Genomic DNA, 17578 nt, shown 5'->3' on the forward strand with positions numbered 1-17578 from the left:
TTTCACCGCAGGTCGGCGGCGTATCCCGGTAGCACCCTGCGCATGGCGCGCAGCGCGTAGTACGCGCGGGACTTCACGGTACCGGGTGGGATGCCGAGGGCGGCCGCGGCTTCCGCCACACTCGCCCCCTGGAAATACACCAGCACCAGGACTTCACGGTGCTCCGGAGTGAGAGTCTTCACAGCCTCGCGCACATCGAGGGCGGCGGCGGCCCGTTCGGCGTGATCCGCGCAGACGCGCGCGTTCTCCAGCACGGCGTCGCCGACCTCCGGGGGGCGGGCCTGGCGGGCGCGGCGCGCGTCGATCGCGAGCCGCCGGGCCACGGTGAGCAGCCACGGCCGTACGGAGTCGAAGTCGTCGGCGCGCAGGGCCTCGGGATGCTGCCAGGCGCGGACCAGGGTCTCCTGCACCAGGTCCTCGGCGCGCTGCCGGTCGCCGTCGCTGAGCCGCAGCAGCAGCGCGAAGAGCGGCCGGCCGTGCTCGCGTTGAAGTGCGGCGAGCTCGTGCTCGGCGGTCGTCCCGTTCGCTGTGTCCGTGAGGGTGATTCCGGCCGTCATGGCCGTATGGCACCGCAGGGGACCGTGCGGGGACAGGGCGTACGCACGGGCGTGCGGCGGACGGTCGATCGCGTCGACGAACGGTTCGACGAACGGTCGGCGTGCGGTCGGCGCGTGGTGGGCGTGTGGTGGGCGTGTGGTCCGGACACCCGGTTCGCGCACGCCGGACGGGCTAATGGGCGTGTCGGAGCCGCCCGTGACGGGACGTGACTCTTTACCTGTTCATACGTAAATGTGACTTTTCATCGGTGTGTGCGACCCAGCGGAGTGAACGGATGATCACACGCAGTCGGCAGGTGGCCCTGGCCCTGACCGCCCTCCTCACCGCGGGCGCGGCCTGCCAGGCCCGCGACCACGAACCGCCGAAGCCGCCGGCCCCGGCCCCGTCCGCCGCGGACACCGGTGCCTTCACCCTGGTCGCCTCCGGAGACGTGCTCCCGCACGACTCGATCATCGAACGGGCCCGCTTCGACGCCGGTGGCACCGGCTACGACTTCCGCCCCATGCTCGCCGGCGCCCGGCCCGTCGTCGCGCCGGCCGACCTCGCGCTGTGCCACATGGAGACCGTCTACGGCGCGAACGGCGACTACAGCGGCTACCCGCTCTTCAAGTCCCCGCCCGAGGTGGCCAAGGCGCTGGCCGCCACCGGCTACGACGGCTGCTCCACCGCCTCCAACCACAGCGTCGACGACGGCGCGGACGGCATCTGCCGCACCCTGGACGCCCTCGACCGGGCGGGCGTACGGCACGCCGGTACGGCGCGCACCGAGGCCGAGGCGGACATCGCGACGGTGCTGCGCGCGGGCCGGGCCCAGGTGGCCCACCTCGCCTACACCCTCCACACCAACGGCCACCCGCTGCCCGCGGACCAGCCCTGGGCGGTCGGTCTGATCGACGAGGCGCGCATCGTCGAGGACGCGCGGGCCGCCCGGAAGGCCGGCGCCGACGTCGTCGTCGTGTCGATGCACTGGGGCACCGAATGGCAGGACGAGCCCGACCAGGACCAGTTGGCCCTCGCCCGGAGCCTGACCGCGGCCCGCACCGGCGACCGCCCCGACATCGACCTGATCCTCGGCACCCACGCCCATGTCCCGCAGGCCTACGAGAAGGTCAACGGCACCTGGGTGGTGTACGGCATGGGGGACCAGATCGCGGGCGAGATGGTCAACGACGAGGGCGTCCGCGATCCGCGCGGCAACCAGTCGGCGGTCGGCCGCTTCACCTTCGCGCCGCCCGACCGGGACGGCGAACGCTGGAAGGTGACGAAGGCCGAGTTCGTCCCGCAGTTGTTCGACGTCGACGCCGGCCGGGTGGTGAACCTCAACCGGGCGCTGGAGAAGGGCGCCGAGCTGCGCGGCGTGCGCGACCGCATCCGCGACGTGGTGCTCAGCCGGGGCGCCGCCGAGGACGGGCTCGTGATGGGGAAGTAGGTCAGGCGTCCGCCACGCGGTCCAGCGCCGTCAGCATGGCGCCGAGCACCCGCAGGCAGGTGGTGACGTCGGCGTCCGTGAGGTCCGAGCCGACCTCGCGCAGCAGTCGGTGCTCCCGGTCGAGGACCGCGTCGATCGTGTCCCGGCCCCTGGCGGTCAGCCGGATCAGCGAGGACCGGCGGTGCGCCGGGTTGGGGGTGCTCTCCACCAGGTCCTGGGCCGCGGCGTCGTTGACCATCCGCTGGACGAACTGACGGCTGATCGCCTGGGCCCGGCCCATCTGCGGCACGGTCATCGGCCCGCCGCGCCGCAGCATCGTCAGCACGGCGCGGACGCCCACGGACAGGCCGTCGGCGGCCAGGCCCTGCTCGACGTCGCGCTGCGCGCGCCGGTAGAGCGGGCCGACCAGGTCGTACACCTCGGTGAGCCGCCGGGCGAGGGCGTCCGGGGGGAGGGGTGCGTCGATGTCGTTCACCCCGCCATCATGACACCTTGGTTGCCAAAGCCGGGAGTGACATGACACCCTGGTTGTCATGAATACCGCTTCGGATCTCCGCTTCTTCACCTCCTCGGACGGGGACCTCGCGTACCGCGACACCGGATCCGGGGACCTCGTGGTGCTCATCCACTCGGGGTTCGTCGACCACCGTCTGTACGACGCCCAGATCCCGGCCCTGGCCGCCGACCACCGCGTGATCGCTCCCGACGTGCGCGGCCACGGCTTCTCGGCCAACGCCACGGAGCGCTTCCGCTGGGCGGACGACCTGGCCGGGCTGCTGCGCCACCTGGACGCCGGTCCCGCGGTGCTCGTCGGTCTGTCCATGGGCGGCGGGATCGCCACCGACACCGCCCTCGAACACCCGGAGCTGGTCCGGGCGGTGGTCGCCTGCGGCGCCGCGACCAGCGACTTCGAGTACACCGATCCCTGGTACCGGGGGATTCAGGCGGAATACGCCCGCACCCTGGCGGCGGGCGACCTCGACGGCTGGCTCGCCGCGTTCCTGCGCGTGGTCCATGGGCCGGCCCGGACGGCGGACGACATCGACCCCGGCGTCATGCGCCGGCTGGGCGAGATGGCCCTCCACACGATGTCCAAGCACAGTCCCGGCGAACCCGACCTGCACACGCCGATGACCGACACGTGGGCTCGGGTGCCGGAAATCGACGTGCCGGTCCTCGCCGTCAACGGCACGCTCGAACCGGACGACCTCACCGGCGCGGCCGAGCGGCTGGTCCGCACCGTCCGTGACGGCCGGTCCGTGACCGTCGACGGCGCGGGCCACTACACGAACCTGGAGCGGCCGGAGGAGTTCAACAAGATCCTGCTGGACTTCCTGCGCACCCTCTAACGCCGCGCCAGTTCCGACTTCCGGTACGAGTACGCGAAGTAGATCACCAGGCCGACCAGGAACCACACGGCGAACCGCACCCAGGTCTGCCACTGCAGGAACGTGATCAGCCAGATCGAGAAGACGATGCCCAGCGCCGGCACGAACGGCATCCACGGGGTACGGAAGGTGCGCGGCAGCTCCGGCTGCCGGTAGCGCAGCACGATCACCGCCGCGCACACCACCACGAACGCCAGCAGGATGCCGATGTTGGTCAGCTCCGCCGCCTCGCCGATCGGCAGGAACCCGGCGATCACGGCGGACGCGACCCCGACGATCCAGGTGACCCGGGTCGGCACGTGCCGCGTCGGGTGCGTCTTGGCGAACCACTTGGGCAGCAGCCCGTCGCGCGACATGGAGAACCACACCCGGGTCACGCCCAGCATGAAGGTGAACATCACCGTGAGGATGCCGATGATGGCGCCCACCGCGATGATGTCGGCCAGCGAGCTGAGCCCCACCGACTTGAACGCCGTCGAGAAGCCGCTCTCGGGGTCGATGTCCTTGTAGTTCTGCATGCCCGTCAGCACCAGACAGGCCGCCACGTACAGCACCATCGAGATGATCAGCGAGTAGATGATCGCCTTCGGCATGTGCCGCTGGGCGTCCTTCGACTCCTCGGCCGCCGTCGACATGGCGTCGTAGCCGAAGACCGCGAAGAACACCGTCGCCGCACCGGTGAACGCCCCGCCGACACCGAACGGGAAGAACGGGTGGTAGTTCGAGCTGTTGATGTGGAAGACGCCGACCCCGATCACCAGCAGCACCACCAGTACCTTCAGCACCACCACGACCATCTCGAAGCGGGCGGCGTTCCTGATGCCCAGCGTCAGCAGGTACGCGATCAGCAGGCACAGCACGGCCGCGAACAGGTCGACCTTGTGCCCGTCCCCGGTGCCCGGCGCCCCCAGCATCCAGTTCGGCAGGTCGGCACCCATCTCGCCGACCAGGAAACTGAAGTAGCCCGAGATGCCGATCGCGACCACCGCGACGATCGCCGTGTACTCCAGGAGCAGGTCCCACCCGATGAACCAGCCCACCAGCTCGCCCAGGACCGCGTAGCCGTAGGTGTAGGCGGAGCCCGCCTTCGGGATCAGCCCGGCGAACTCGGCGTAGGACAGGGCGGCCGCGGCGCTCGCCACACCGGCGATGAGGAAGGAGATCAGGACCGCGGGACCCGCCGTGCCGTTGGCGACCGTGCCGGCCAGCGTGAAGATGCCGGCCCCGATGATGCCGCCGACACCGATCGCGGTGAGCTGCCACAGCCCCAGCGAGCGCACCAGGCCCCCGCCGCTCTCCGTCTCCTCGATGTGTTCGATGGGTTTGCGGCGGAGAACACCCTCACCCATGCGGAACCGGGCCATGCGCCTCACCTCTTCGTGAACGGCAAACGGCTGACGGTGGATCATGATGACGCACACACGTCCGTGACGGAAGTCACGACGCACAAAGGTCCCAAGACGCACACACCGACGCGACCGGCGCTACGACACCGACGCGACCGGGCGCCACGACACCACCGTCACCGGCGCTATGGCACCACCGTCACCGGCCAGCGCCCCGCCTTCACCAGCCGCACCGCGACCGAGCCGACGAACCGGTGACCGGCCTGCTCGGAGGCGCCGACCACCACCGCGTCCGCCTTCAGCTCGTCGGCCGTCTGCTTCAGACCGCTGTACGGGTCGCCGCGGAAGGTGTGGAACTCCCAGCGGATGTCGAATATCCCCTTCGCCCGCTCGGTCGCCTCCCGGATCTGGGCCACCAGTTCCTCCGCGATCTCGTCGGTCGTCTCCGCCACCGACGCCCCGAGCGCCGCGCCACCCGCCAGCACCGGCTGCACGTACACCACGGCGAGCAGGGCGCCCTGCCGCCGGGCCATCCCACCGGCGTAGGCCGCGGCCCGCAGTGAGGAGTCGGAGCCGTCCACACCGACGACGATGACCTTGGGTCCGTCCGTGCCGCGTTCGAACTGATGGGAGTGCTGTTCCGTCACGCGGCGAGGTTATCGGAGTCCCCGGCGATCTTGAGCCGGGCGGGTGGTTTCATGCCGCCGCCCCGGTGTTGCACAGGTGCGGCGTGCCGTGACCGGGCGACTGATGAGTCATGAAGAAGGACCAGTTGCTCACCCGTCGCACCCTGCTCACCGGCGTCGCGGCCCTGGGCGCGGCCGGCGCCGGCGGCGCACTCGCGGCGGGCCTGGGACACGGACCGTCCCGGCCGCCCGCCCCCGTACCCGCCCCGGGACCTCCGCAGCGCAGCCCGCTCAAACCCTCCGCCTACCGGCTCGAGCCCCTGACCGGATACGGCGCACCGCGTGCCGCGTCCGGCCGGCCCCCGGTGCGCAGCGAGCCGATCCTGCGCATGACGGGCCGGGGCCGCACCATGCTGCTCACCTTCGACGACGGACCCCACCCCGAGTACACCCCGCCGATCCTGGACACCCTGGCGAAGTACGAGGTGCGGGCGACGTTCTTCGTGTGCGGGGAGATGGCGGACTACAACCGGGACCTGCTGACCCGGATGGCGGACGAGGGACACGTGGTGGGCAACCACACCTGGTCCCACCCGCTGCTGACCAAACTCACCCGGCGCCGCATCCGTTCCGAGATGGAGCGCACCAGCGAGGTCGTAGAGCAGGCCTACGGCGAGGCGCCCCGCTGGTTCCGGGCCCCGTACGGCGCGTGGAACCGGGCCGTCTTCCAGCTCGGCGCGGAACTCGGCATGGAGCCGCTCGCCTGGACCGTGGACACCCTGGACTGGACGACGCCCGGCACCGGCACCATCGTCGACCGGGTCGAGGAAGGCGCGGCCCCCGGTGTCGTGGTGCTCTCGCACGACGCCGGGGGCGACCGTTCGCAGAGTGTCCGCGCCCTGCGGCGCTATCTGCCCGAACTGCTCGACTCCGGCTACCACCTCACCGTCCCCCGGCGGCGCCTGATCTGACCGCCGCCGGGCCCGCCCGGCCGGGGCACGCTCAGCGGACCCCGACCAGGCGGGCGAAGGCGACGACGTTCCCGTCGTAGCCGTTCTGCTTGGTGAAACCGCCGCCGCAGGTGATGACCCGCAATTCGGGACTGCCCTTCGAGCCGTAGACCCGGTCGCCGGGGAAATTGTTCTTCTCGAACACTTCGATGCCGTAGATCTCGAAAACCGCCGTCTTTCCGTCCTGGCGGTGCACTTCCACCTTGTTTCCCTTTTTCAGGGCCCCGAGTCCGTAGAAGACGGCGGGGCCCTGCTGGTTGTCGACATGGCCGACCACGACCGCTGTGCCCTTTTCCCCCGGGGAGACCGCGCCGGTGAACCAGCCGGCCAGGTTCGGGTCCTCGGGCGGCGGCGCGTCGACCCAGCCGTCCGCGTCGAGACCGACCCCCATGACCGGCGCGTCGACCTGGATGGCCGGGATGGAGACCTGGTCGGGCACCGAGTACGCCAGCGGGGTCACTCCGGCCGCGGCACCGTCGCCGGCCGCCGAGCGGGTGTCCGACGCGGCGGCCGACGCGGGCTGCGGGGGGCCCACGTCGAATTCCCCGGAGCCGTTGCGGATGAGCGCGAGACCGGTCAGCAGAACAAGCGCTATCACGCCCCAGGGAGCGCGCTTCCTGCGCCGCTCCTCCTCTTCGGCCAACTCGGAGTCGTACATTCGCCATCCCCTCTCGACCCGGCCGTCGCCGGATCATCCGCGCATACGAGCACGCTAAGCGCCGTGCGGGACACCGGCGACGGGGCGGCGGCGAACGGGTGGTGCGCGCCTCCTTCCGTGCGCCATCCGGGAGACGACCGGCAAGATTTTCTGACGGGGCGTGACCTGCGGCGATATCCACTCGCGCGGTTTCGGTCCGGCAAGCCGCTCACCAGGACGGACCATTCCCGAAATGCGACTGCGGGCACGGCAACTGAGGGTCTTTCTGGGAGGCGCTTTCTCGCCGATCGACCGGGGACGGGACCCGGGGCGTCTTCCGCGGAGGATCACATGCGCAACACTCGTGCCCTCGCGGCAGCCGGCGCCGCCGTCGCTGTCCTCGGACTGGCCGCCCCCGCGGCCACCGCGGGCGGTGACCACAACCAGCCGAGCAACATCGTCGCGCTGCCCAGCGTGATCGCCCGCGGCGGCCAGATGACCGTCACGGTCGACGGCTGCCCCCAGGGCGGCACCATGACCTCGGACGCGTTCCGGACCACCCACCTGACCCCGGTCAGGGGAGCCAACGAGACGTCCAAGGGCACCGCCACCATCAAGCAGGACGCCAGACCGGGCTCGTACGACATCACCGTCAACTGCTCGGGCCGCCGGCTGACCCGGCCGGCCGCCTTCACCGTCATCGGCGGGGTCCGCGGCGGCCTCGGCGGCAGCAGCTCCAGCGGGGCGACCCCGACCGACATCGCGATCGGCGGCGGGCTCGTCGCCGCGGCCGTCGCCGGTGGCGGACTGTTCTGGATGCGTCGCCGGTCCGAGCGGCGGATCTGAACGCACGGCGGAGGACGGCAGCGGCACTTCGCCCCGGATCCGGTGGGATCCGGGGCGAAGTGCCGCGCGCGGTGCGGACGGGTCAGGCCCGGTCCTCGCCGGAACGGCGGCGCGAGAGGTGGTAAGCGGTGCCCACCGCGCCCGCGATGAGCGCCGCGCCGAGCCCGATCTGCTTCAGGTCGAACCCCGCGACGCTGCCGCCCTGCCCGGCGTGCACGCCCTTGTCGTGCCAGGGCTCGTCGGTCGGGCGGTGCGAGCCGCCGCCCGCGATCGTCAGGTCCACCGTGCCGGTCTTGTCCCGGCAGGCGAACGTCACCCGGTACACCGCCCCGCGCCGGGCGTCCCGGTCGACCCGCGCCGTGGCGGACGACTCGTCCCGGGGGATGGTGACCGTGTCGAACACCGGCGAGGTCACCGTGACCCGCCCCCGGCAGCCCGCCTCGGTACGGCCCACCCCCAGCGTGACCTGGCCGCCGGGTGCCACGGTGGCGGGGCTGACGGTGAAGCCGAACGTGTTCGAGCCCACGGCCCCGGCCGGTACGCAGGCGGAGAGGGCGGCGGCGCCCAGCAGTGCGACCGAGGCGACGGGTATCGCGCGCATGGTGAATCCTCCGGGTCCCCGAGGAGCAGCGGCGGACCTGTTCCGCTCGCGCCAGGAATGCACCTCGATGTCCGAAACGCTAGGAAGCCGTGCACGTCGCCGCGATCGCAGTCGCGCGAATGGGGCAAGAGTGTGGGCCGCTCAGGGGACGGTGACGGCGTGTCGGCCGTCGCCGTCCCCGGTGTCGTGTCAGTCCCCCGCGCCGGGGAACAGGCTCAGGAACGGGTCGGTCGACGCCGCGACGCCCCGGCTGAAGGGGGCGTCGAAGTCCCAGATCAGGAAGAGCAGGAAGGCGATCAGTGCGGAGAACAGCCCCGCGAGGACCAGTTCGCGGGTGGTGCGCCGGATCTGCAGGGCGAAGACCATCCCGATGGTGATGACGGCGCCGGCGATCAGCCCGAACCACACCACCCCCGGCATGGTCGCCCCGGTCGACTGCGCCCGGGCGTTGCGCGCCTGGTCCGCGATGGCCACCTGGTCCACCAGGGGCTGGTACGCCTGCGCCTCGAAGTCCGACCTCGGTTCGTAGTCCGTGACGTCCGCGCGTACCCGGTCGAGCAGCTCGGTGCCGCGCTCGGTCACCTCGCCGTGGTCGGCCATGGCCTTCCACTCGGTGGTGACGACGTGTCCGACATAGGCGTTGACATCCGCCCGGATGCGGTCACGGACGTCGTCCGGGTAGACCCGGGCCCGTTCCGAGACCTCGTGCAGCGCGACGGCCTCCGTCTGCACGTCGGCCTCGGCGGCGCTGCGTGCCTCCCAGACCCCGGCGATGGCCAGGCCCAGGACGATGGCGTACACCACGCCGATCCACATCGTCATGTACTCGATGACGTCCGGGGTCTCGGTGATGTCCTCGTCGTCGGACGCGGCGCGGTGCCGCAGGAGGGTGATGATGACCACCACGACGCAGGCGGCCAGCATCGCGAGGGTGAGAACAAGCCATTCCGGCAAGAGAGGCCTCCAGGATCAGCGCGCACGGAGCGCGGCGACGGCGACCACCGCGGGCACCGTGATGAGCAGGACGAAGACGAGCGGTGACGTGGTCCCGCGCGAGGAACGCTGCGGCGCCCGGGCGGCACGGTGGCGCGGATAGTGCACCGGGCTGAGCGACGGACGGGGCGTGGGCGTGACCGAGGGCGCGGGGGCGGGCGCCGCGGGGCGGACCGGCGGCGGAGTGGGAACGGGCGTCGGCGTCGGGCTCGGCTCCGGGGCGGGCCGCGGCGGCGCCGGTCGCGGGGCGGGAGGCGGCGGCGGTTCTGGCTCCGGCGCCGGTGGCTTCGGCGGGGGCGGTTTCGGGGCGGGCGGCGGAGTGGGCTCGGGCGGCGGAGGCGTCGGTTCGGGGTCCGGCGGGGGAGTCGGCGTCGGTGTCGGTGTCGGCTTGGGGCAGGGCGGAAAGGTGGGCCAGGAGGCGCTCCCGGCGACCGCCACCGCGTCGGTGCCGTCCGGTCCGGTCGACGCGTACGCACACGCGTCGGCCCGGGCCGCGCCGACCGGTATGCCGACGAGGGTGAACGTCAACGTCACCAGGGCCAACACCCGTCCGGCAGCAGCGGATCGGGTCGGTTCGGGTCCATGCACGACGCAGATCATGAAGCCTGGCGCACCGCCCCACGCCCGAGTGCCCGGCGATTGCCTCGAAGGAGGGACATGGCCCCACCAGGGGTTTGACGACGGCGGACCTGCCCCCGCCGAGGCCCGCAAACCTGTACGAGGCACCGCGCGCCGGTGGCGGACGGGAAGAAAACCCGCGACGGGTTGAACACAACGGGCTTCCCCGCGCGTACCCAGTGTCGTGCGGCGGCCCAGCAGGGCGCCCCAACACCTTCGTGACGATCGGGGATTGACGATGAAGACCTCCTGGCGGAGCGCCTCACTCGTGGCGGGCGCCGCGGCGCTGCTGGCGCTGACGACGGCGTGCGGCCAGGACGGCGGCGGCGCCAACGGCAGCCAGAACGTGGGCGCGACGGCCGCGCCCGGCGACGTCGGCGACCTCGGCACCGGCGCCGGCGACGGACTCGGTACCGGCGCGGGCGCCGGGCAGACCTCGGCGAGCGCTCCGGAGCCGGCGGGCAAGCTGTCCGTCTCCGCGAACGCCGAGATCGGCGATCTGGTGACCGACGGAGCGGGCCGCACCCTGTACCGCTTCGACGCCGACACCGCCCAGCCGCCCAAGACCACCTGCGAGAACGACTGCGCCACCAAGTGGCCGCCGGTCGCCGCGGACGACGCCCTCGCCGGCGAGGGCATCGACAAGGACCTGCTCGGCGAGGTCGCCCGCCCCGACGGCACCAAGCAGCTGACGATCGGCGGCTGGCCCGCGTACCGCTACGCCAAGGACACCGCCGCCGGGGACGTCAAGGGCCAGGGCGTCGGCAAGAAGTGGTACGCGCTGGCCGCCGACGGCAAGAAGGCCAAGGCCGAGCCGGCCGCCGGGCTGTCCACCCGCGAGGACCCGAAGCTCGGCGAGATCGTCGTCGACAAGAACGGCATGACCGTCTACCGCTTCATGAAGGACGAGGCCTGGCCGAAGCCGGTGTCGGCCTGCACCGGTGCCTGCCTGGAGAAGTGGCCGGTCGTGGCGCCCGTCGAGGCGAACGACACCGAGGGCGTCGAGAAGAAGGGCCTGATGAGCTTCACCCGGCCCGACGGCGCCGCCCAGCAGACGATCGACTGCTGGCCCATCTACACCTTCGCCGGCGACAAGAAGGCCGGGGACACCAACGGTCAGGGCGTCGGCGGCACCTGGTACGCCGTCAAGCCCGACGGAAAGCCGGTCGGCGCGCCGAAGAAGTAGCGACCTCCCGCCCGCCGCCCTTCGGCGTCCGGCCATCGGACCGTCCTCTCCGTGCCCAGCGGAGGGGACGGTCCCGTTCGTGTGCTTTGGCATGCCTTCGCCCACGGCACGTGCCCGGGGCAGTGACCGGGAACGGACGGTCAATTTCCGTTTGGGCTCGCCCCTTTGGCGGGCGATCAGTAGCCTCAGCTCGAACACCGGATCGCCTATGCCTTGGAGAGCTAGATGGAGCGTCCCGCCTGGGCCCCTCGCAGCATCGACATCTCGGTGCCCAGCGTGTCCCGGATCTACGACTTCTACCTGGGCGGTTCGCACAACTTCGAGGTGGACCGCGAAGCGGCCCGCAAGGCCATGGAGTTCATGCCGGGGCTCCCCAAGATCATGCAGGCGAACCGGGCGTTCATGCGCCGGGCCGTGCGCTTCGCGGCCGGCGAGGGCATCGACCAGTTCCTCGACATCGGCTCCGGCATCCCGACCTTCGGGAACGTCCACGAGGTGGCCGGACGCAGCCGCCCCGGCGCCCGCGTGGTGTACGTGGACCACGACCCGGTGGCGGTCGCGCACAGCGAGGCCGTCCTGGCGGGCCACGACGACGCGGACGTCGTGGCGGGCGACCTGCTCAAGCCGCGGGAGATCCTGGCCAGCGCCCAGGTGGAGCGGCTGATCGACCTGAATCGGCCGGTCGCCCTGCTGCTGGTTGCCATACTGCACTTCGTGGAAGACGAGGACGACCCGTACGCCGCGGTGGCCGAGCTGAGCGACGCGCTCGCGCCCGGCAGCCTGCTCGTCCTCACACACGCCTCGTACGAGAACATCCCGCTGCCCGCCGAGCGTGCCGGGGGCGCGGTGGACGTGTACAAGGACATCCGCAATCCGCTGATCATGCGTTCGCGCGAGGAAATCGCGCGGTTCTTCAAGGGGTACGACATGGTGGAACCCGGACTGGTTCCGATGCCGCGCTGGCGGCCGGAGGGGGAGCCGGAGGAAGAGGACCCGTACGCGTTCTCCGGGTTCGCCGGCGTGGGGCGTACGGCGTGAGCGCCGAGCCGGACGGGCCGGAGGACAGGCTGCGTCGGTTCGCGACGATCTGGAGCCGGGCGGTCTTCCCGGTGACCTCGACGTCGTCCACCCGGCCCGAGTTCGAGGCGGAACTGCTGCCGCTGGCCCGCCGGCTGAGCGACGTGCTGCGCTCCCGCGGCTTCGACGCGGAGGAGGCCACGGCGGTCGGCGCCGCCCTCGTCGACTCGCACTGCACCGACCCGGAGGCGCTCTCCCGGACGCTGGACTGCGTCGACGCCTACCTGGTGCTGTACTGCGGCGAGGACGGCGACCCGGAGGATCTGCGGGCCCGTTCGGCGCGGCTCCAGCACGCCATGGCGGCCGGGTTCGCCGGGGCGCTGCGCGCCAGGACCCTCGCCGAGCAGGAGGCCATCGCGCAGGCAGCCCTGAAGGCGCAGGGCGTGGTGGCCGAGGCCCTGCACGCCAGCGAGGCCCGCTTCCGCGCGGTCTTCGAGGGTGCCGCCATAGGCATCGGCATCGCCGACCTGGACGGCAACGTCCTCCAGGTCAACGAGGCGTTGATGCGCATGTTCGGCATCGCCGACCCCACGCTGGGCGGCCGCCGGGCCACCGACTGGACACACCCCGACGACGCGCCGCAGACCTGGCGGCTCTACGACGAGCTGGTGCGCGGCGATCGCGAGCACTACCACGTGGAGAAGGCCTTCTACCGGCCCGACGGCACCGTCCTGTGGACCAACCTCACCGTCTCCCTGCTGCGCGACGCCGACGGCATCCCCCAGTACCAGCTCGCGCTGATGGAGGACACCACCGAGCGGCGGCTGCTCAACCTGCGGCTGCGCTACGAGGCCACCCACGACGCGCTCACCGGCCTGCCCAACCGCAGCTTCTTCTTCGAACGCCTGGAGAAGGCCCTGAACGCCGGTCAGGGCCAGCGCTTCGGCCTGTGCTACCTCGACCTCGACGGCTTCAAGACCGTCAACGACAGCCTCGGCCACGCGGCCGGCGACCGGCTGCTCGTGGAGGTCGCCGACCGGCTCCAGGGCTGCGCCACCGCGCCCGGCGAGATGGTGGCCCGGCTGGGCGGCGACGAGTTCGTGGCGCTGACCACCGGACCGGACACCCGGCACGAGGTCGACGAGCTGGCCGGCCGCATCATGAACGCGCTGCTCGCCCCGGTCAGCGTCGACGGCCGCGAACTGACCGTGCGCGGCAGTATCGGCATCGTCGAGGGCCCGGCGGGGGAGCGCAGCCCGGCCGAGGTGCTGCGCAGCGCCGACATCACCATGTACCGGGCCAAGTCGGCGGGCGGCAACCGCTTCGAGCTGGCCGACCCGGAGGCCGACGCCCGCGTCATCACCCGGCACGGGCTGACCACGGCGCTGCCCGCGGCCCTGGAGCGCGGCGAGTTCTTCATCGAGTACCAGCCGCTGGTCCACCTCGGCGACGGGAGTGTGCGCGGCGCCGAGGCGCTGGTGCGCTGGCTGCACCCGCAGCACGGGGTGCTCGGCCCCGACCGGTTCATCCCGCTCGCCGAGCACACGGGGCTGATCGTGCCGCTGGGCCGCTGGGTCCTGGAGCAGTCCGTGCGGCAGGCCCGCGTCTGGCGGGAACGGTACGGCGAGAGCGGCGCCGCGGGCCCGCTGCGCATCAACGTCAACCTCTCGCCCTGCCAGCTCACCCATCCCGGCCTGGTCCAGGACACCGTGGAGATCCTGGAGCGGACCGGCGTCGCGCCCGACGCGCTGTGCCTGGAAGTGACCGAGTCGGCGCTGATCGGCGCGGACGACGACCTGCTGAAGCCGCTGCGCCGGCTGGCCGAGATGGGCGTCGACATCGCCCTGGACGACTTCGGCACCGGCTACTCCAACCTCGCGAACCTGCGCCGGCTGCCGGTGAGCGTCCTCAAGCTGGACCGCTCGTTCACGCAGAGCATGCAGCAGTTCCCGGCGGACCCCGTCGACCTGAAGATCGTCGAGGGCATCGTCGCCCTGGCCCACAGCCTGGACCTCGCGGTCACCGTGGAGGGCGTGGAGACCGGCGCCCAGGCCGAGCAGCTGCGCATACTGGGCTGCGACACGGCCCAGGGCTGGTACTACGCCCGCCCGGGCCCGCCGGAGCGGCTGCACGAACTCGCCCTGGTCGACGCGACGGGCTGAGCGGGACGCCCGGCTCACGACCTGTGACGGCGGCTCGAACGGCGGGGTTGTGCGGGCCCACCGCCCGGCTCAAGCCCCGTTACGGGCAGCTTCGGCGACTTCCGTGGCGGCGGGCGGTGCGTTCGGGGCGGTGGGCTGGGCGCGGCCGCGGGTGGCGCTCGCCGTCGCGGCGGAGTACCGGGATTCGGCGGGGCACCGCCCGGGTCACGTGCCGCCCGGTTCCCGGGCGGCTGTGGCGACTTCCGTGGCCGCGCGGACGAGGGCCGCGGTCGCCGTCGAGCGGGACTGGCGGGGCCAGGCGAGGGCCAGGACGACCGGCGGCGCGTCCGGGACCGGGCGGTAGACGACGCCCGGCCTCGGGTAGCGGGCGGTCACCGAGGCGGGCAGCAGGGTGACGACCTTGCCGAGGGAGACGGCCGCGAGCACCTGGGCCAGGTCGTCGTGGCCGCGCCGGGCCTCGTCGATGTGCCGCTCCACGCTGCCCGCGTCGAGGCCCAGGTCGGCCAGCTCCAGCCGGTCGCGGGCGGCGAGCGGGTGGTCCGCGGCGAGGACGGCGACGCGCGGTTCGGCGGCCAGCGTCTCGGTGTCGAGTCCGGTGCCGTCGAACGGCGCGTGGACCAGGGCGGCGTCCGCCTCACCGGCGCGCAGCAGCCCCGGCTGCTCCTGCCACCCGCACAGCCGGACGGTGACCGGCACGGACCCCGGCTCGCGGGCGTAGCGCGCCAGGATCGGCTCCAGCAGCCCCGCGTCCCCGTCGGCCTTCACGGCCAGCACCAGCTTCGGCCCCTCGGCCGCCCGTGCGGCCCGCCGCCCGGCGGCGTCCAGGGCGTCCAGCGCGACGCGCGCCTCGGCGAGCAGCACGTCCCCGGCCGGGGTCCGGGTCACACTGTGGGTGGTCCGCTCGAACAGGCTGACGCCCAGCTCCTTCTCCAGGCGGCGGATCGCCCTGGACAGGGGCGGCGGAGAGATGCCCAGCCGCTCGGCGGCGCGCGCGAAGTTGAGCTCCTCGGCGACCGCCAAGAAGTAGCGCAGCGGACGTGACTCCATGCTCCCCTCCTCCGATGCCGCCCGGTATTGCCTTCAGGGTAACAAGCGGGATCCGATCGGTCCTTCAGTTCCGCGAGCCCGGCGAACAGGATGGAAGAGCGCCCCGGAGCGAAGGGAACCGGCTTCCCGCCCCGGCGCGCATCCACTCTCTTCTCCCTCCCCGAACCGGAGTTGTGCTCGTGATCGTCATCACCACCCCGACCGGCGGCATCGGCCGACAGGTCCTCGACAACGTCCTGGACGGCCTCGACGCCCGCGACGACGGGACCGCCCTGCGCGTCGTCGCCCGCGATCCCGGCCGGCTCACCGCACGCGCCCGCGAACGGGCCGAGGTGCTCCAGGGCTCGCACGCCGACCCCGAGGTCCTGGGCGCGGCCTGCGAGGGCGCCGACCAGGTGTTCTGGCTGGTGCCGCCCGCGCCCGGCGCCGACAGCGTCGAGGGCCACTTCCGCGACTTCACACTGCCGCTGTGCGACGCGATCGCGCGGCAGGGCGTCGCACGGGTCGTCGCCGTCTCCAGCCTGGGCCGCGGCGTGGCCAAGGACGCCGGACCGGTCTCCGCCTCGCTCGCCATGGACGACCGGATCGCGGCCACCGGCGTGCACTACCGGGCGCTGTGCCCGCCCTTCCTGATGGAGAACCTGCTCGGGCAGGCGGCCGCCCTGCGCGACACCGGCGAGTTCCGCATGGCGTACGCCACCGACCGCGTCCTGCGGACCTGCGCGACCGCCGACATCGCCGCCACCGCCGCCCGGCTGCTCCTCGACGACTCCTGGACCGGCCGCGCCGACGTCCCGCTCGTCGGCCCCGACGACCTCACCCCGGAGGGCATGGCCACGGTGCTGTCCGACGTACTGGGCCGTCCGGTACGGGTACGGGAGACCACCCCGGAGGCGTACAAGGCGTCCGCCCTGCGGTTCGGGGCGAGCGAGAGCGGGGCCCAGGGTCTGGCCGACATGGCCTCGGCGATGGACGCCCAGGGCTTCTACGGCGCGGCCGAGCCCAGCACCCCGGACACCGCGCCCACGAGCTTCCGCCGCTGGTGCGAGGAGGTCCTCAGGCCGGCCACGCTCTCCTGAAACCGAGCCCCCGGGCCGGAGGCCGTCACCGCTCCAGGAGCATCCGCTGCAGCTCCCGCGCCGCCCGCGGTGGAGCCACGTCGCTGCGGTGGGCCAGCGCGATCGTCCGGTACAGGCCGGGCCGGGCCAGCGGGGTCACCCGCAGTCCGCGTCCGGAGCGGGCGGCCACCATCCGCGGGACGACCGCCATGCCGAGCCCGGCCCGCACGAAGCCCAGTACCGCGTCCATCTCTCCGCCCTCCACGGCGAAGTCCGGTTCGAACCCGGCCGAGCGGCACGCGGCCACGGTCAGCTCCCGCAGGTCGTAGCCGTGCCGGAACATCACCAGACGCTCGCCCTCCAGGTCGGTGATGCGCACGGCACGCCGCCCGCCGCCCGGCCGCGGCGACTCCGGCGACGACACCACCACCAGGTCCTCCCGCAGCAGCTCCACCGTGGTCAGCGCCGGTGACGCGGTGGGCAGCGGCAGCACGACCAGGGCGAGGTCCAGCGCGCCGCGCGCCAGCTCGCGCACCAGATCGTGCGAGCCGCCCTCCTCGATCAGCAGCTGGATGCCGGGATAGCGGTCGTGGAAGGCGCGCAGCACGTCCGGGAGCAGGCCGGTGCACAGGCTCGGGGTGGCGCCCAGCCGGACCCGGCCCCGGCGCAGCTGCGCCAGCTCCAGCACCTCGTGCCGGGCGGTGTCCGCGTCCGCCAGGATGCGCCGGGCCAGCGGCAGCAGCGCCTCCCCGGCGTCGGTGAGGGTGATGTTCCCGCGCGCCCGCAGGAAGAGGTCGGCGCCCAGCTCCCGCTCCAGCGCCTTGATCTGCTGCGACAGCGAGGGCTGCGCCACGTGGACCACCTCGGCGGCCCGGGTGAAGTGCCGGGTCTCGGCGACCGCCACGAAGTACTGGAGCTGTTGCAACTGCATACCGCGAGCATACGTGGTCGATAGGCAGTCCCTATGGAATCCAGGCGTTCCATGTCTTGGACCGATGAGGCGCCGCCCCCGTAACGTCCTGTGACATGGCTCTGGCAACGCGGACGGACCGACGG

18 protein-coding genes are annotated in these 17578 nt (G+C 72.6%); 8 read left to right on the forward strand and 10 right to left on the reverse strand.

The features are described from left to right. Positions 1–2 precede the first annotated feature (2 nt). The gene (locus tag ACH4D3_RS38715; protein ID WP_003977918.1) at positions 3–557 is read right to left on the reverse strand and encodes a sigma-70 family RNA polymerase sigma factor; all 555 of its coding nucleotides are present in this window, start codon (positions 555–557) and stop codon (positions 3–5) included. Positions 558–832: 275 nt separating this feature from the next. Between ACH4D3_RS38715 and ACH4D3_RS38720 the strand changes: the two genes are divergently transcribed. Further along, the gene (locus ACH4D3_RS38720; RefSeq protein WP_398332474.1) at positions 833–1987 is read left to right on the forward strand and encodes a CapA family protein; all 1155 of its coding nucleotides are present in this window, start codon (positions 833–835) and stop codon (positions 1985–1987) included. A gap of 1 nt (position 1988) precedes the next feature. Here ACH4D3_RS38720 and ACH4D3_RS38725 read toward each other — a convergent pair whose 3' ends face one another. After that, complete coding sequence (locus ACH4D3_RS38725) at positions 1989–2462, reverse strand: MarR family winged helix-turn-helix transcriptional regulator (protein WP_398332475.1); 474 nt, start codon at positions 2460–2462, stop codon at positions 1989–1991. A 58-nt stretch (positions 2463–2520) separates the two neighbouring features. Between ACH4D3_RS38725 and ACH4D3_RS38730 the strand changes: the two genes are divergently transcribed. Beyond that, positions 2521–3336 (forward strand): alpha/beta fold hydrolase, encoded by an 816-nt coding sequence (locus ACH4D3_RS38730; protein WP_398332476.1) that lies wholly within the window; start codon positions 2521–2523, stop codon positions 3334–3336. Here the strand turns inward: ACH4D3_RS38730 and ACH4D3_RS38735 are convergent. Together ACH4D3_RS38735 and ACH4D3_RS38740 are read right to left on the reverse strand one after the other, a co-directional pair. Next, positions 3333–4739 carry an amino acid permease gene (locus ACH4D3_RS38735; RefSeq protein WP_398332477.1) on the reverse strand — a complete coding sequence of 469 codons (1407 nt, stop codon included), beginning with the start codon at positions 4737–4739 and terminating at the stop codon, positions 3333–3335. The genes ACH4D3_RS38730 and ACH4D3_RS38735 overlap by 4 nt on opposite strands. A 167-nt stretch (positions 4740–4906) precedes the next feature. Then, positions 4907–5368: a universal stress protein gene (locus ACH4D3_RS38740; RefSeq protein WP_398332478.1), complete on the reverse strand. Its 462-nt coding sequence runs from the start codon at positions 5366–5368 to the stop codon at positions 4907–4909. 110 nt (positions 5369–5478) lie between these two features. Between ACH4D3_RS38740 and ACH4D3_RS38745 the strand changes: the two genes are divergently transcribed. Then, on the forward strand, positions 5479–6318 hold the full coding sequence (locus ACH4D3_RS38745) for a polysaccharide deacetylase family protein (protein WP_398332479.1): 840 nt from the start codon (positions 5479–5481) through the stop codon (positions 6316–6318). A 31-nt stretch (positions 6319–6349) separates the two neighbouring features. On the opposite strand, the gene ACH4D3_RS38750 is transcribed toward ACH4D3_RS38745, so the two are convergent. Continuing rightward, positions 6350–7015, reverse strand: coding sequence for a class F sortase (locus ACH4D3_RS38750; protein WP_398332480.1), 666 nt, complete (start codon positions 7013–7015; stop codon positions 6350–6352). Positions 7016–7345: 330 nt separating this feature from the next. Between ACH4D3_RS38750 and ACH4D3_RS38755 the strand changes: the two genes are divergently transcribed. Further along, on the forward strand, positions 7346–7840 hold the full coding sequence (locus ACH4D3_RS38755) for a hypothetical protein (RefSeq protein ID WP_398332481.1): 495 nt from the start codon (positions 7346–7348) through the stop codon (positions 7838–7840). An 82-nt stretch (positions 7841–7922) separates the two neighbouring features. On the opposite strand, the gene ACH4D3_RS38760 is transcribed toward ACH4D3_RS38755, so the two are convergent. The 3 genes from ACH4D3_RS38760 to ACH4D3_RS38770 all read right to left on the reverse strand — a co-directional run bounded on the left by ACH4D3_RS38760 (position 7923) and on the right by ACH4D3_RS38770 (position 9542). Next, the gene (locus ACH4D3_RS38760) at positions 7923–8441 is read right to left on the reverse strand and encodes a hypothetical protein (protein WP_398332482.1); all 519 of its coding nucleotides are present in this window, start codon (positions 8439–8441) and stop codon (positions 7923–7925) included. A 189-nt stretch (positions 8442–8630) separates the two neighbouring features. Beyond that, entirely contained in the window at positions 8631–9395 is a 765-nt protein-coding gene (locus ACH4D3_RS38765; protein WP_398332483.1) for a hypothetical protein, read from the reverse strand. Positions 9396–9410: 15 nt separating this feature from the next. Beyond that, a complete protein-coding gene (locus tag ACH4D3_RS38770; protein WP_016325543.1) occupies positions 9411–9542 on the reverse strand; it encodes a hypothetical protein in 132 nt (43 codons plus the stop codon). Between the two features lie 748 nt (positions 9543–10290). Between ACH4D3_RS38770 and ACH4D3_RS38775 the strand changes: the two genes are divergently transcribed. The 3 genes from ACH4D3_RS38775 (at position 10291) to rmdA (ending at position 14417) form a co-directional block, all read left to right on the forward strand. After that, complete coding sequence (locus tag ACH4D3_RS38775; RefSeq protein ID WP_398332502.1) at positions 10291–11238, forward strand: SCO0930 family lipoprotein; 948 nt, start codon at positions 10291–10293, stop codon at positions 11236–11238. A gap of 225 nt (positions 11239–11463) precedes the next feature. Next, positions 11464–12276: an SAM-dependent methyltransferase gene (locus ACH4D3_RS38780; protein WP_398332484.1), complete on the forward strand. Its 813-nt coding sequence runs from the start codon at positions 11464–11466 to the stop codon at positions 12274–12276. Next, complete coding sequence (rmdA, locus tag ACH4D3_RS38785) at positions 12273–14417, forward strand: cyclic Di-GMP phosphodiesterase RmdA (RefSeq protein ID WP_398332485.1); 2145 nt, start codon at positions 12273–12275, stop codon at positions 14415–14417. Before ACH4D3_RS38780 ends, rmdA begins: the two co-directional genes overlap by 4 nt. 204 nt (positions 14418–14621) lie before the next feature. On the opposite strand, the gene ACH4D3_RS38790 is transcribed toward rmdA, so the two are convergent. After that, entirely contained in the window at positions 14622–15464 is an 843-nt protein-coding gene (locus ACH4D3_RS38790) for a LysR family transcriptional regulator (RefSeq protein ID WP_398332486.1), read from the reverse strand. 179 nt (positions 15465–15643) lie between these two features. Between ACH4D3_RS38790 and ACH4D3_RS38795 the strand changes: the two genes are divergently transcribed. Further along, positions 15644–16543, forward strand: coding sequence for an NAD(P)H-binding protein (locus tag ACH4D3_RS38795; RefSeq protein ID WP_398332487.1), 900 nt, complete (start codon positions 15644–15646; stop codon positions 16541–16543). Positions 16544–16568: 25 nt separating this feature from the next. Here ACH4D3_RS38795 and ACH4D3_RS38800 read toward each other — a convergent pair whose 3' ends face one another. After that, positions 16569–17453 carry a LysR family transcriptional regulator gene (locus ACH4D3_RS38800; protein ID WP_003977934.1) on the reverse strand — a complete coding sequence of 295 codons (885 nt, stop codon included), beginning with the start codon at positions 17451–17453 and terminating at the stop codon, positions 16569–16571. Positions 17454–17578: the final 125 nt, after the last annotated feature.

The sequence above is a fragment of the Streptomyces sp. NPDC018026 genome (genome assembly GCF_044327745.1).
Taxonomy (GTDB): domain Bacteria; phylum Actinomycetota; class Actinomycetes; order Streptomycetales; family Streptomycetaceae; genus Streptomyces; species Streptomyces rubrogriseus.